Here is a 14,877-nt window from a genome sequence, read left to right as displayed (position 1 = left end):
GCCAGCAGCGAGGCGGGCGTAGCGGCCTCTTCTCCGTATGTTTAGTGTATGACAGATACTCCTTCAGTGGCTCCGGCAGAGCAGGAAAAACAGCGGGCTGCCAGCGCGGCCCTGCACTGGGTGCAGAGCGGAATGCTCCTGGGATTGGGTAGCGGCAGTACCGCCGCGTACTTTATTGCGCACCTGGGGGCGGCTGTGCGGGCCGGCCGCTTCCAGGTGCAGGCCGTTGCTACTTCCTTGGTCAGTGAGGCGCTGGCCCGGCAGGCTGGCATCCCGCTGGTCGAGCCTCGCCGCGGAATGCGCCTGGATTTAACCGTAGATGGGGCCGACGAGCTGGATGCCCAGCTACAGCTTATCAAAGGCGGAGGCGGGGCCCTGCTGCGCGAGAAGGTGCTGGCAACGGCCGCCAACTCCCTGCTCATCCTGGCCGATAGCACCAAGCAGGTGCGGCAACTGGGCCAGTTTCCGCTTCCGCTGGAAGTAGTGCCCTTCGCCGTGCCATGGGTACTGGATGCAGTAACTTCGCTGGGGGGCCACCCCGTAGTGCGGCCGGACCGGACGCAGCCTGCCCAACCCGCCCGCACCGACCAGGGAAACCTGCTGGTGGATTGCCACTTTGGTCTGCTCCCGGACCCGGCCGCCCTGGCCCGGGAGTTGGAGCAGATTCCGGGCCTGGTAGAGCACGGGCTGTTTCTGGGGCTGGCCCACGCGGCCCTGATTGGGCAAGGCGAGCAGGTGCTGCTTTACCGGCGGGGGCAGGAGCCCCAGCTCGTCGAGCTTCCGGCCCGTCCGTGAGCAGCCCCATCACTTACGTGTGCTGTACCGCTAGTAAAGCCGCTGCGTCCGCGTCCAGAAACCAGTGCAGGTTGCCGGAGGAGGGCCTAATCAGCTGGGCCGGAAACTGGGCTACGTCCCGGGGGCCGGTTAGCACGTGCTGCACGGCAGCGGCTTTGCCGGCCCCGTACACCAGAAAGACAACGGTGGCGGCTTGGTTCAGCAGCGGGGCCGTCAGGGTAATGCGGTAGGCCTGCTTCTCCTCCACAAAAACTTCCTGCGCCTGCGCTGCGGTAGCCGCCAGCACGGGTGTGTGCGGAAATAGAGAGGCAGTATGCGAATTATCGCCCAACCCCAGCAGCACCAAGTCGAAGTGCGCCGGCGCTGGCTGAAAAAACTGCTCAATGCGGGCGGAGTACTGCCGGGCCGCGCCAGCTGGGGGCAAGGCAGTGTCCACGGCAAACACCTGCTCCGGGGCAATAGCCAGGGGCTCAAACAGGGTTTCGCGAGCTAGCCGGTAGTTGCTTTCCGCATCGGTTGGGGGCACGTAGCGCTCATCCCCGAAAAAGAAAAACACTCGTTCCCACTCTACTTGCTCGCGGTAAGGCGGGGTAGCCAACCGCTCGTACAGCTTTTTCGGGGAGCTGCCGCCGGACAGCGCCACCGTAAACCGGCCCCGGGCGGCCACGCTGCGGGCCGCCAGCGGCACGATGAACTCGGCGAGCTGGGTTACTACCTCCTCGGGGGTAGGAGAAATGTGCAGCGGCGGGAAGTTAGTGCTTGCCATGGCTAAGGGGGAGGGTAAACCAGTGAAACCCGTCGCGGGCAATGAGGGCTTCGGCTACCTCCGGCCCCCAGGAGTCGGCGGAGTAGTTGGGGAAGCTCTGGCTGGCCCGCCCCTGCCAAGCGGTCAGGATGGGCATCACCAGGTCCCAGGCGGCTTCCACCTGGTCGCCGCGCATGAACAAGGTCTGGTCGCCGAGCATGGCATCCAGCAACAGGGTTTCGTAGGCCTCCGGGGTGGCGGTGGTGTAGGTGCCCTGGTAATCAAATACCATGTCCACGGTGTTGAGCATCAGGTCCAGGCCGGGGCGCTTGGCTTGCACTTGCAGGCGGATGCTCATTTCGGGCTGAATGCTGATGATGAGCCGGTTCTGCTGCCAGTTCTCGGCTGTTTCGGGCGGGAAGATGGAGTGGGGCACGTCCTTGAACTGGATGGTGATGAGGGAGGCGGAGCGGTGCAGGCGCTTGCCAGTGCGCACGTAAAACGGCACCCCCTGCCAGCGCCAGTTGTCCACGAAGAACTTGACGGCTGCAAACGTTTCGGCGTTGGAAGTCGGGTTGGCGCCGGGTTCCTCCCGGTAACCGGGCACTTGCTGCCCCTCCATCCAGCCGGCCCCGTACTGGCCCCGTACCGTCGATTCGCGCACGTCCTCGGGCGAAAACCGGCGCATGGCCCGCAGCACATCTACCTTGCGGTTGCGCACCTCATCGGCCGTGAAGTTGATGGGCGGCTCCATGGCCACCAGGCACAGCAGCTGCAGCAAGTGGTTCTGAATCATGTCGCGCAGGGCGCCGGCCCCATCGTAGTAGCCGCTTCGCTCCCCTACCCCCAGCTGCTCCGTCACAGAAATCTGCACGTGCTCAATGTAGTTGCGGTTCCAGAGTGGCTCCAGCAGGGCGTTGGCAAAGCGGAAGGCCATGATGTTCTGCACCGTCTCCTTGCCCAGGTAGTGGTCGATGCGGTAAATCTGCTGTTCCTGAAAGCGGCGGCCCAGCAGCTGGTTTAGCTCCCGTGCCGACTCTAAGTCGTGGCCAAAGGGCTTTTCGATGACAATGCGGGTGCGGTCGGCGTCGGCGGCCAGCTGGCTTTTGGCAATGTTTTCGGCAATGATGGGAAAGAACTCCGGAGCCACGGCCAGGTAGTACAGCACGTTAGCCGGCGCCCCCCACTGCTCCTGGTACGCCTGAATCCGCTGGCTAAACTCTTTATAAGCCGCCGCGTCCTGCACGTCGGCGGCCTGGTAAACAACGTGCTCGGCAAACGATTTCCACTTTTTCGCATCCGCCTTGCCCGTGCGCGAAAACTGATTGATGCCCTCCAGCAGCCGGCCGCGAAACTCCTCATCGGAAAGCGTGGTGCGGCCCGTGCCGATTAGGGCGAACTGCTCGGGCAGCCAGCCATCCAGAAACAGGTGGTAGAGGGCCGGGGCCAGCTTCCGGGCATTCAAGTCCCCGGTACCCCCGAAAATGATAAAAATAGTAGGCGGAACGTGTGCGGTAAGGCTCATACAAAGGGGGTAGGTAACGTGTCGGGACAGCTAAGAGCAAGACTATTGGTTGGGCAGCACTTGCTGCTCGCGGGTGTTTTCCTCCCCTACATGCGTGTCCTGTTTGTTGCGGGCGTCCTCGTGGGCGGGCGTCCATTGCGTGTGAAACAGCCCCTCCCGGCCAATTAGCTCGTAAGTGTGGGCGCCAAAATAATCCCGCTGGGCCTGAATCAGGTTGGAGGGCAGGCGCGCCGTCCGGAAAGAATCGAAGTAGCTTAGGCTGGCTGCATAGGCCGGCACGGCTAGCCCCGTGGTGGCGGCGGCGGCTACTACGGCCCGGGCCCCGGGCAGCGCCTGCCGAAGCTGCTCGGCGACGGCGTCGTCGAGCAGCAAATGCTCTAATCCCGGGTTCTGCTGGTAGGCGGCGTAGATGTCGCGCAGGAAGCCCGCGCGGATGATGCAGCCGCCGCGCCAGATTTTGGCAATTTCGGCCAGGCGCAGGTCGTAGTGGTACTCCCTGGAAGCCTTGGCCAGCAGGTGCATGCCCTGGGCGTAGGTAAGGGCCATGCTGAAGTAGAAGGCCTGCTCCAGGCGGTCTACCCAGGCGGCCTGCTCGGCAGCGGGCACGGGGGTAGGCGCGGGGCCGTACTGGCCGGCCAGCTGCTCGCGCAGGGCTTTGTACTTCGATAAATCGCGCAGGGCCACGGCCATGTCAATCGTCGGGACGGGCACTTCCAGGTCCATTGCTACCTGAGAGGTCCACTTGCCCGTGCCCTTGGAGCGGGCCTCGTCCTTGATGTCGTCGAGCAGCAGGTGGGAGCTATTGGGGGCGCGGAAGGCGAAAATATCCTTGGTGATATCCAGCAGGAAGGACTGCAGCCGGCCCGCGTTCCAGGTGGCAACTACCTGCCCGATGGCGTCGTTGTCGAGGCCTACCCCGTGCTTGAGTACCTCGTAGGTTTCGGCAATAAGCTGCATCAGCCCATACTCGATGCCGTTGTGCACCATTTTCACGAAGTGCCCCGCCGCGCCCGGCCCGATGTAGGTCACGCAGGGCTCCCCGTCTACCTGGGCCGCAATGGCCTCAAACATCGGCTGCATCACGTGGTAGGCCTGCCGGTCGCCCCCGGGCATCATGCTGGGGCCAAAGCGGGCCCCCTCTTCCCCGCCGGAGATGCCCATGCCAAAAAAGTGCAGCCCGGCTGCTTCCAGGGCCGCCGCGCGGCGGTCGGTGTCGGTGAAGTGAGAGTTACCCCCGTCAATGAGAATGTCGCCCGGGGCGAGCAAGGGCCGCAGCTCCTCCATTACGCTGTCCACAATCGGGCCCGCCGGCACCAGCAACATAATAGCGCGCGGGGTCTGCAAGTGGCTGACAAACTCGGGCAGGCTACCAAACCCCTGCACCGGCAGTCCGGCGCCTTCCTCGGCCAGCAAGCTAAGCTTGCTCGGGTCTTTGTCGTAGCCGGCCACAGCAAATCCATGGTCGGCCAGGTTTAGCAGTAAGTTGCGGCCCATGGTACCCAGGCCTATCATGCCAAACGAGGAGGTAGTCGGCGTTGTGCTCATCATGCAGTAGTTTTCGGATAGAGTCGGTGGAGGAAAGCGCCGCGCGGCGCCCAGAGCTGGTGGCTCAGCTTCTACTCTCTCAACTTAAAGTTCAGGTAGAAGGTTATACACTTGACGACCGGTGCAGCCGTGGTACGCAATTACTGCTGCGAAAGTCAGCCCCATTCCCGGTGGGGCAACCTCCCTGGCGCGCCAGCGGGCCTGGCGCCGGTTAACGTTCGGGTTTTTAGCTTTTTCCTATGCGTGGCAACCAAGTACTTGTAATTATGGGGGTGTCCGGCTCGGGCAAATCAACCATCGGGGCCCTGCTGGCCCAGCAGCTGGGCGTGCCCTTTCATGACGCCGATGATTTCCATTCCGCTGCGAATGTGGCCAAGATGCAGGCTGGCACCCCGCTCGAAGACGAAGACCGAAAGGACTGGCTGGCGGCCTTGGTAGCAGGTATTCGGGAGTGGAGCCGGCAGGGTGGGGCGGTGCTGGCTTGCTCGGCCCTAAAAGAAGCGTACCGCCAGCAGCTAGCCACGGCGGGCCCCCTGGTGTGGGTGTTTCTGGATGGCTCCCAGGAGTTGGTGCGTACGCGGCTGGCCGCCCGCTCCCAGCACTACATGAACCCGGCGCTGCTCGCCTCGCAGTTTGCTATCCTCGAAAAGCCAGCCTACGGCCTTTGCCTTTCTATAGCGGAAGCCCCGCAACAACTGGTAGCCCAGATTCTGGCGTACCTGCGGGAAGAAAGCGTCAGCGCAAACCCGGGCGCGGGCGCGTAGGCTCCGGCCACGCACGTTCTGCCAGCGGCGGGGCGGGAGTAGCTCGCCCCGAGGCGAGCACCCCCGCCCCAAACAACCACCGGGTCTGACGGAACACTCAAAAGACTCTATAGGCAGGGCTGAATGCGTTTCCCGGCACTTCGCAGGCGACGCTGTTGCTGGCTTTGGAGTTACGGTAAAGTCCTGCCTGTTGGCATAAGGGCAGAAACGCGCCGTTGTGTTCGGCCGTCTGGCTGGTCGCCCATGAGGCATTCCACGACGAGCAGCCGTGACGGCGCATTTTTGTATTCCCCAGGCTACCTCAGCCAGCTTCCGGCAGCCGCTATTCCGCTAGCTCGTGCGCGGGAGCAGACAAGCCAGGGCGGTACGGCACGGACCCATCGGGGCGGGTCCAGGGCCGAAGCGGCGCCAGGGGCAGCGCCAGCAGCTGGCGCACCGACTGCTCAGCCGCGGTAGCGTAGGCGGGCACCCCAATGGTTACTTGTTGCTGGGGCACGTTTAGGCGTAGGGTGGAGTGCAGCCGGTCCCAGAGCGTGAGGCCTACCCCAAAGTTGCTCCCAGCTTCCTGCTCAACGATGGAATGATGAATGCCGTGCATGCGTGGCGTAACCAGCACCGGAACCACGCGCCGCTCCAGGCCAATGGGCAGGCAGGCATTACTGTGGTGAAAAGCCGTGCAGGCTTCCAGTACGGCCTCGTAGGCCAGCACTGTGGCGGGGCGCACGCCCAGTAGGGCCGGTAGCCCGCCGCGGTACGGAATGCTGGCCAGCATCTCGCCAAAGTGAAAGCGCCAGGCCGTAGTCAGGTCCATGTCCAGGTCGATGTGGTGGACGCGGTGCAGGCGCCACAGCAGCGGGGAGTGCAACAGCCGGTGCCAACGATACGCCAGGTAGTCGAGCAGGAGTAGCTCCGCTACCGCTCGAAGCGGCTCGGGCAGCTGCGCCAGGCCCACGCCGCGCGCCGCCCCGGCCTGGGCTAGCTTGGTCATGATGGGTAGCAGGGTCAGGCGCATGGCCAGCAAGGAAGGGGCGCCTACCCCCACGTTGCGGAGCCACCGCTCAGGGCGGGGCCGGGTACGGCGCCGCAGGGGCCGCACGGTTTCCAGCAGGAACACGCCCAGCGCCACGGCGGCTAGCGCGGGCGTAGCCCAATGGTCGAAACGGCGTAGGAGAGTGCGCGCCGCCGCAGAGGTAGTAGCCATCCACATAATTGGTAACCGAAGCGGCATCACGCGGCAGGCCCCGGCTGCTGGCCGAGAGTTGCGGGTGAGGCCGTTTCCCGCACCAGCAGGCGCATCGGCTTTTCGGTTAGTACGGAGGAAGCACCATTCTGGTAGGGCAAAAACTTAATGCTTTTGCTTGACTGCTTCCTGATTAAAGGCTGCGCTCGTATTGGGGTTAGGGTAGCTCCACCGAAGGGCTATACCCCCAGCCGCTATCCGTATACCGTTTTTGACTCAGGGTTACTGCGGTGAGAAAGGACGTTGGCTAGCTTCCGGAGTACCCTTACTCCTCCTCGGCGGAAATAGCGGCCGGCCCTTCGGGAAGGTTCAGCAGGGAGCCCAGCAGCAGGGCATTGGTGAACAGGCGGGAAGTGCCGTGCCAGTAGTGGCGGAAGTTGGGGTCGTCGGCGAACAGCACCACCCGGCCCGCGCCCGCCTTGCTCACTACCACGGCCGCCGTGTTGCGAATCTGCTGCACATTGGCCCTCGATACGTACCCGCTCACCAGCGGGGTAGCAGTGTACTGGGCCACGGTGGCGTAGGGGTTGCGGCTGGGCCGCAGGAACGTGGTACCATTGCGGAACACGTAGAGCTGGCGGCTGGGCAGCCCAAAGCCGATGGGGTTGGTAATGTCCACGTCGGCGCGGTAGATGGAGCCGGCAATGGCGCGGGTACCTTCCTGCTCCTGGGCCACGAAATCGAGGCGGCGGGCCGCTACGGATTTACCCTTGCTGCCGGCCGTGGCCGTGGTGTCGGCCCAGCCGCCGCTGGCCGGAATCAGCAGTTTTTCCTTTACAATACCTTGCTTAATAGCCCACTCCGAGGCGTTTTTGAGCGTAATGAGCGTGCCGCCCTCCTGCACCCAGCGGCGCAGTTTTTCCACCGCAGCTTTGTCGAGGGTAGCGTAGGAGCCGCCCACCAGCACCAAGCTGGTGTAGCGGCCCAGCGGGGCCCGGCTGAAGTTACTCAGCTCCAGGCGGCTCAGCGGCAGCCCTAATTGTTGGCTGGCTACAAACCAGGCCTCCCCCACCTCCGAGGCATTCAGGCCGGTGCCCACCAGCAGGGCCGCCTTGGTTTCAGGCACCGTGCGCACGTTGTTCGAGCCCAGATCAATGCCGCTCAGGTTGAAGCCGGTGCCCACGCCGGTGAAGCTCACCTGCTGCTGCCGCCCTACCCGGCTCACTACCTGAAACAAGGAATCGGCGGGCAGCTTCTGGGCGGCTACCGGAATAACCAGCGTGCCGTAGCCGAAGTCGGTGGCCTGCTCGCTGGTGCCAGCCCGGAAGGGTTTAAAGCTGACCTTGGCCGTTACGCCGGCCCGCTGCAAGGCCACCAGGGCCCGCGGGGCATTATAGTCGGACCAGGGCAGCAGGTAGGCGTAGGAACTCTGGCCCCCGCGCACAGTGCCGGTCAGGGTTTTCGGCGCCGTTATGGGGAAGCCTTGCACCAAACTGGTGTTCTTCTGCTTGGCGAAGGGTAGGCCGTAGGCGTGGGCCTGGCTCCAGCCCGTCACGTCGTAGAATACGCTGTCGTGGAAAGTGGTCAGTTCCTCAAACAGGGAGTTGACGATGCGGTACTGGGGTTGGCTGGTGGGCACCACGTAGGCCTTGCCTTTCTCGAAGGTCTGCTTGTCCAAGGTGACGGTTTTGCCCAGCTCGTGCACCTGAATTTTGTGTTGGAGCAGCAAAGCCAGAAACCGGTTGGTCAGGGTCTCGTCCTGAGCGTTGCCGAACACGTAGGCCTTGGTCGGGAACTTGCGGGCATCAGTAAGGGCTGAGGTGAAAAAGTCGCGCTGGTGACGCAAGTACAGGTCCTTTTCTTCCACCGCCCCGCGCACCGTGGCCAGGCCCGTGGCTACGTGGTTGCGAATGGTAAACGGAAAGGTCACTACCCCATTCGTGCCCTCCTGGGCCAGCCCGCGGGAGCTGCCCACCTCAAACGTCACCCCTACCCCACCCTGAAAATCGGGGTAGGTAGAGCCGTAGATGGGTGAGAGGTTATCAAACTGCTCCTTGGTCCAATACAGGGAGCCTAGGTTGTCTAGGGACTTGGCGAAGTACTTGGCTAGGTGCACGTTTAGCACCTCATAGGTAGCCCGCGGAATCAGGTCGTTTTCGGTACTAAAGGGCTTGGAGGGCTCGAAGTAGTAAGTACCGTTGGTGCCCATTTCGTGAAAGTCAATCATCACGTTAGGGTACCACTCGTGAAAAAAGGCCATACGGGCCCGGCTTTCCGGCTGGGTCAACGACAGCCAGTCCCGGTTCAGGTCGGTGTAGAAGTGGTTGGTGCGCCCGCCCGGCCAGGCCTCGGTGTGCTCCCGGTCCAGGGGGTCGGTGGGGTTAGGCCACGACTTGTTCTGGTCGAACCAGTGCGAGGCTCGGTCGCGGCCATCGGGGTTTTCCAGCGGGTCGATGGTGATGACGGCCTGCTCCAGCCACTGCTTGGTTTCGGGGGCGGTGGAGGCCGTGAGGTAGTAGGCCAGCAGCAGAGCCGCCTCCGAGGAGGAACTCTCGTTGCCGTGCACCCCAAAGTTCAGGCTCACCACCACCGGCAGCTTGCGGTAGTCGGGCGCGGCCAACTTGGGGTCGACGAGGGCCCGGCGGGCTTGCTGCAGGCCAGCTAGGTTCTGCTGGTTTTCCGGGGCCGTGATGGTGGCTACTACCTGGGGCCGCTCCTCGAAGGTGGTGCCAATTACCCGGAAGCTCACCTTATCCGACACCCGATCCAGCTCCCGCAGGTAGGCCACAATCTGGTCGGTGCGGGTATAGTGCGTACCGATGGGGTAGCCTAGGAACTGCTCCGGCGTAGGCACGGCCGGGTCGAACGACGCAGCCGGAGCCGCAGGAAAAAAGTAGGTATTCTGGGCGGCAGCGGGTAAGTGGAGGGCCAAGCCCAAGGTCAGGAGGGCGGCGGAAGCGTAAGGTTTCAACATGGAAAGGGAAGTCGAAAGCGGTTGGTAGCAGAAGGGCGCGGCTCTTCTGGTCGAGCCTGCGCAAGGTTTTTCGCTTGATATAGGATTGTCATGCTGAGCTTGCCGAAGCATCTCTACCGCTTCGTTGCGATTCACTAGCCCAGGGTTTAAACCCTGGGCTATGGAGCGGTTCTCGTTGCTACCCTCTTGGTTAGCCAGAGGTAGAGGTCCTTCGCTCCGCTCAGGATGACAAGTAGTGTGGCGACGTCAGCACGCGAGATGTCTCGGCCCCTTGCTTGATGCGCAACATGCTCGACATGACGTTCTGGGTTGGTCAGCAGTACTCCTAGTACCCCGGGTTTTGCTCTAGGTCGGGGTCGGCTACTAGGTCGTTGAAGGGGAGCGGGAATACCCAGCGGCGCTGGTCCGTGACGCCGAGCACGGCGCCGGCGCGGCCAGTGCGCACGAGGTCAAACCACCGGTCGGCCTCGAAGGCAAACTCCACCCGCCGCTCGTCTTCAATAGCTAGTAGCAGGGCGTCGGCGGTGGCGGCGGTGCTGGCCGGTACTCCGGCGCGGGCACGCACGGCGTTCAGGTCGGCCAGGGCATCGGTGAGCTTGCCTTGCTTGGCCCGGGCTTCGGCCCGAATGAGATATTGCTCGGCCAGGCGCAGCACGTAGCTGGGGTCGTCACGCTGGGCGGAGCGGCTGTAGAGGTTGCCGTAGGTGACATTGCTACCGGCAATGACGGTAGTAGCCAGCAGGGCCGAGCGGTTGCCGCCCACGGTGGGGTCGTTGAGCAGAGCAATGGCGGCGGGCACGGGCTGGAAATTGAACTGCCCGCCCAGGGCGCTCGGAAACCAGTTATTCCACATCGTATTAGCGTCGGAGTTGCTGAAAGTCAGCTCAAACACCGACTCCCGGCTCAGGAAGGGCGCCGTAGAAATGGCGCGGTAGGGCGTCACAAGGCCATAGTTGCTGCTGCTGATGACCTGGGTGGCGTAGGCTTCGGCTTCGGTCCACTGCTGGCGGTAGAGGTGCAGGCGGGCGCGCAGGGCGCGGGCGGCGGCCTTCACGGCCCGGTTGCGGGTAGCCGCCTCGGGCAGCAGAGCTTCGGCCTGAGTCAGGTCGGCCAGCACCTGGTCGTAGGTTTGGGCGAGGGTGCTGCGGCGGATGCCCCGGCCGTTTTCCTTGGTGCGGGTGGGCGTGAGCACCAGCGGCACCCCGCCCCAGCCCCGGCCCAAATCGAAGTACACCAGGGCCCGCAGGAAGTAGGCCTCGCCCAGCAACTGGTTTTTCTCCGTCGCCGTCAGTAGCGGGTCACTGAGGCCGGGCAGGGCGGCCAGCACGTTGTTGGCCCCGTTCACGGCCTGGTACATCTGAGTCCAGGCCTCGGTAATGAGCACGTTATCGGCGCTGAGCTGGTTTTGGTCGATCTGCAGAAACTGGTTCAGGGTGCCGTTGAAGCGCACATTCTCGCCGGGCAGAAAGCCCAGCACCGGCCAGTTCAGCTGGTAGTAGGCCTGCACCCGGTCGTAGACACCAATGGTGGCGGAGCGGGCGCTGCTGGCATCGGTGATGGCTTGGTCGTCGGGGAGCTGCTGCACTGGCGTGGGGTCCAGCAAATCGTTGCAGGCCGAGAAGCTCAGGGTAGCAGCACCCAGCACGGCGGCAAACAGCAAGTGGTATAGCGAAGATTTCATCGAAGGAAAAGCTTAGAGTCCGACCGTGATGCCTACCTGGAAGGTGCGGGGCTGGGGCACAGTGGCCCAGTCAATGTTTTTGGTGTTGGCTACCCCGCTCTGGGAGTTTACTTCGGGGTCGATACCGGAGTAGGGCGTGATGGTGAGCAGGTTGGTGGCCTGCACGTAGAGGCGCAAAGAGTTGAGGTGGGCTTTGGCGGCTACCTCCTTCGGCACGGTGTAGCCCAGCGAGAGAGTGCGCAGGCGTAGGAAAGAGCCATCTTCCAAGTACCGGTCGCTCAGGTTCTGCACTACCCCCCCATAGTTGTTGGAGGCTGGGTTGGTCGTCAGGCGCGGAATGTCGGTTTGGTCACCGGGCTTTTGCCAGCGGTCCAGCTGCTCGCGCAGGTAGCCGATGTTGCTCTGCGTGCCGCCGTGCACCAGGAAGAAGCGGTTCATGTTCATGATTTTCGCTCCCTGCTCGAAATTCAGGGTAAAGCCAAAATCAAGTCCTTTGTAGGTCACCGAGTTAGTCACGCCTCCGAAGTAATCGGGCCAGGCGTTGCCCACCAGCTTGCGGTCAGCCACCGACAGCTGCCCGTCGCCGTTCACGTCCTGGTACTGGGCGTCGCCGGTTTCGGAGTTCACGCCAGTTTGGTGGTAAAGCCAGAACGAGTAGAGCGGGGCGCCTTCTTCGAGCCGGAAAATGTCGCGGGAGCCCGAGGTGATGGGGGCCGCCAGCTTCTCGATGCGGTTCACATTGCGGGCCACGTTGAAGGTAGTGCTCCACTGCACGGCCGAAGCAGACGGCAGCCAGTTGGCCGTTAGCTGCACCTCGAAGCCCTTGTTGCTCACGGCCCCGTAGTTTTCCACCACCGAGGCAAAGCCGGTTTTGCGCGGCACCGGCACGTTCAGCAGCAGGCCCGAGGTGTACTTATCGTAGTAGTTCAGCTCCAGCAGTAGGCGGCTTTGCAGCACGGCCGCGTCCAGGCCCACGTTCCACTGCCGGGTGCTTTCCCAGCTCAGGTTGGGGTTGGCCAGCTGCAAGGGGGTAGTGCCGGGCAGGTCGAGGTAGTTGGCCCCGCCCTGCACCAGGCCGCGGGCGGCAAAGTCGCTGATGCCGGCCTGGTTGCCGGTTTTGCCCACACTGCCGCGCAGCTTCAGCTCCTGAAACACGTTCAGGTTCTTGATGAATTCTTCCTCACTCAGGCGCCAGCCCAGGCCCACGGCCGGGAAGTAGCCCCAGCGGTTATCGGCTCCGAAGCGGGAGGAGGCGTCGGCCCGCAAACTCACGTCGGCGGTGTAACGCTGCTTGAAGCTGTACGTCGCCTTACCGAAAAACGACAGCAGCCCGGCCTGGGAGCGGGACGAGGAGCCCGTTTGGGTAGCCGCCGAGGCGATGCTGGTCAGGTCGTTGCTCGGGAATTGCTGGCCCGAAAGGCTGGTGCGCTGAAAGGTATTTTTCTGGATGGTATTGCCCACCAGGGCCTGCAAGGAGTGGTTTTCGCCGAAATCAACGGAGTAGTTCAGGGTCTGCTCGTTGAGCAGGGTAATGTCGCGGGAAAGGAAGGAGGTAGCCGTACCCCGGGGTTGCCCGGCCAGGATGAGCGTGTTGTTGAAGTTGTTCTCGTACATGTCGTTGAAGTCGATGCTCCAACTGCTGCGCAGGGTCAGGTGCTTGCCAAACTGGTACTGCCCGTACACGTTCGAGATGACGCGCGAGCCCACCGCGTCGTTGTTCAGGTTGTCAATCAGGGCCTGGTGGTTGTCGAAGGAGCCGTACTTGGCGTAGGTGCCATCGGGGTTGTAGATGGGCAGGTTGGTACGCGGAAACAGGGCCGAGTTGATGACGCCCACCGGGTTGTTGTCGTTGCTGCTCACGTTGCGGTGAGTGCGCGTGAGGGCCGTGCTCGTGCCGATGCGCAGCCGGTCTGTCACCGAGTTGTCCAGGTTCACGCGCAGACTGAATCGGTCGAAGTTGGTAGGCCGGGCAATGCTTTCCTGCCGGAAATAGCCGCCGCCCACGTAAAACTGCGTTTTGGCCGAGCCCCCGGCTGCCGACAGTTCGTAGCTCTGGGTCTGGGCCGTGCGGAAGACGTCGGAGAGCCGGTCGTAGGTTTGCTGCTCCTCGGGCAGGCCTCGCCCCCCGGAGGCCACCGAGCGGTAGGGCAGCTGGGCCGGGTTGCCGCCGTCGTTCAGGAACCGCTCATTCTCTAGCTGCGCCAGCTCCGGGCCGCTCACCAACTCGTACTGCTTCGGCGCCTTCGACCAGCCGTGGTAAGTGTTGAAGGTAATGCGGGTTTTGTCGCCGGCCTTGCCGCGCTTGGTGGTGATGAGTACTACCCCATTAGCCCCGCGCGAACCATAAATGGCTGTGGCGTTGGCGTCCTTCAGGATTTCGATGCTCTCAATGTCCTGGGGGTTGATGTCGGCCAGCGGGTTGCTGGATACCTGGTTGCCCAGGCCGGTGGCAATCAGGTTGGTGTTGTTGATGAACACTCCATCCACCACGTAGAGCGGGTCGTTGCTGGCATTCACGGAGTTACTACCCCGGATGCGGATGAACACCCCGCCCCCCGGCACCCCGGAGTTGGCCGACACTTGCACGCCGGGCGCTTTGCCTTGCAGCAGTTGGTCGGGGCTGGCCGCCGGAATATCCTTAAGCGCGTCGCCCTTCACTGAGCTAATGGCGCTGGTCAGGGTCTTGCGGTTTTGCTCGCTGTAGCCCGTTACTACCACTTCCGAAAGCTGCTTCACATCGGCTTTCAGGGCCACATTAATGGGGCCGCCAGTTGCCGCCACGGTCTGGCTTTCGTAACCCACGGCGCTGATGGTCAGGGTGGTGCTACCGGGCGGCAAGGTCAGGGAGAACGAGCCATCGGGCCCGGTGGAGGCACCCACGGTGGTACCTTTCACGACTACCGTCACGCCCGGCAAGGGGCTGCGGTCCGTGGCATCCACGATGGTACCGGTTACGGCGGAGGCGGCCGTCTGGGCGAAGCTCGCCGGGGCCAGGCCTGCCACCACTGCTGGCACCGCCAGAAGGGTAGAGGATTTCATATGCAGGAAAGAGTTGGAAGGTGAGCACACCACTTCCTGGCCAGCCCCGGCACAAAGGCCACGTTGGCAACTCCGGAAGGGTAAGCAAAGGGGTGAAAACCCAGGAGCGGATACCTTCTGCCCAAATCCGGCTCGTGCACAGCCGGAAGCTATTCGGTCGGCGGGAGCCAACGGAACCAGCAGTTTGCGGGAAGAGAAAGCGCCGCGGGGCGGCTACCTGGCAGCCGAAGTAACCGACCGACAAGCAAAGCCCTCGGGCCTGATAGGCCCGGGTGATGCGTAGGACAGTTGCGCGCTACCGCACTACCCTACCGGAGCAAGCAAAAAGCAAGTAAGGGAATCTCCCTCCGCCTTAGCAGCCCATGCCCAGCATCTGCATACAGACGAGGCCACGCATCAGGCCACAACAGGCATGCTGAGGCGCAACGTGACGATGGATTCTGTTGGGGGTGCTGGTGAAGAGCTTCACGGCGTTGTTGTTTTTATATGGTCAGGACTTGGCACCGTTCCGGATGTTCCGGGGGTTGTCGGCGGTTCATCGAGCCTGTCTCTCCGCGCCTCTGTATAAAAACAATCCTTTGTGAGAGAAAGAATTGGTAGGGCAAATGTACTGGCGCTTTTTTATAAAA

9 protein-coding genes and 1 riboswitch are annotated in these 14,877 nt (G+C 63.1%); of the genes, 2 read left to right on the top strand and 7 right to left on the bottom strand.

Features of this window, described 5'->3' with window-relative positions; genetic code table 11:
• Window positions 1-48 precede the first annotated feature (48 nt).
• A complete protein-coding gene (gene rpiA, locus K3G63_RS21295; protein WP_220616168.1) occupies window positions 49-795 on the top strand; it encodes a ribose-5-phosphate isomerase RpiA in 747 nt (248 codons plus the stop codon).
• Between the two features lie 13 nt (window positions 796-808).
• On the opposite strand, the gene pgl is transcribed toward rpiA, so the two are convergent.
• Genes pgl through gndA form a run of 3 tightly spaced genes read right to left on the bottom strand, consistent with a single transcriptional unit; the run spans window position 809 to window position 4,613 of the window.
• Complete coding sequence (gene pgl / locus K3G63_RS21290) at window positions 809-1,561, bottom strand: 6-phosphogluconolactonase (protein ID WP_220616167.1); 753 nt, start codon at window positions 1,559-1,561, stop codon at window positions 809-811.
• Window positions 1,548-3,065, bottom strand: a complete 1,518-nt coding sequence (zwf, locus tag K3G63_RS21285; protein WP_220616166.1) for a glucose-6-phosphate dehydrogenase — start codon at window positions 3,063-3,065, stop codon at window positions 1,548-1,550. Before zwf ends, pgl begins: the two co-directional genes overlap by 14 nt.
• 42 nt (window positions 3,066-3,107) lie before the next feature.
• Window positions 3,108-4,613 carry an NADP-dependent phosphogluconate dehydrogenase gene (gndA, locus tag K3G63_RS21280; RefSeq protein ID WP_220616165.1) on the bottom strand — a complete coding sequence of 502 codons (1,506 nt, stop codon included), beginning with the start codon at window positions 4,611-4,613 and terminating at the stop codon, window positions 3,108-3,110.
• Window positions 4,614-4,849: 236 nt separating this feature from the next.
• On the opposite strand from gndA, the gene K3G63_RS21275 reads away from it, so the two are divergent.
• Entirely contained in the window at window positions 4,850-5,374 is a 525-nt protein-coding gene (locus K3G63_RS21275; RefSeq protein WP_220616164.1) for a gluconokinase, read from the top strand.
• Between the two features lie 322 nt (window positions 5,375-5,696).
• Here the strand turns inward: K3G63_RS21275 and K3G63_RS21270 are convergent, their stop codons facing one another.
• The 4 genes from K3G63_RS21270 to K3G63_RS21255 all read right to left on the bottom strand — a co-directional run bounded on the left by K3G63_RS21270 (window position 5,697) and on the right by K3G63_RS21255 (window position 14,248).
• Window positions 5,697-6,575, bottom strand: a complete 879-nt coding sequence (locus tag K3G63_RS21270) for a sterol desaturase family protein (RefSeq protein ID WP_220616163.1) — start codon at window positions 6,573-6,575, stop codon at window positions 5,697-5,699.
• A 304-nt stretch (window positions 6,576-6,879) separates the two neighbouring features.
• Window positions 6,880-9,528: a M14 family zinc carboxypeptidase gene (locus K3G63_RS21265; protein WP_220616162.1), complete on the bottom strand. Its 2,649-nt coding sequence runs from the start codon at window positions 9,526-9,528 to the stop codon at window positions 6,880-6,882.
• 325 nt (window positions 9,529-9,853) lie between these two features.
• Window positions 9,854-11,209: a RagB/SusD family nutrient uptake outer membrane protein gene (locus tag K3G63_RS21260; RefSeq protein WP_259404630.1), complete on the bottom strand. Its 1,356-nt coding sequence runs from the start codon at window positions 11,207-11,209 to the stop codon at window positions 9,854-9,856.
• Window positions 11,210-11,221: 12 nt separating this feature from the next.
• Window positions 11,222-14,248: a TonB-dependent receptor gene (locus tag K3G63_RS21255; RefSeq protein WP_220616161.1), complete on the bottom strand. Its 3,027-nt coding sequence runs from the start codon at window positions 14,246-14,248 to the stop codon at window positions 11,222-11,224.
• Between the two features lie 479 nt (window positions 14,249-14,727).
• Window positions 14,728-14,819, bottom strand: a riboswitch (SAM riboswitch).
• Between the last annotated feature and the right edge of the window lie 58 nt (window positions 14,820-14,877).

The organism is Hymenobacter sp. HSC-4F20 (assembly GCF_019599275.1).
Classification (GTDB): domain Bacteria; phylum Bacteroidota; class Bacteroidia; order Cytophagales; family Hymenobacteraceae; genus Hymenobacter.
This window is presented reverse-complemented; position numbering and strand designations above follow the sequence as displayed.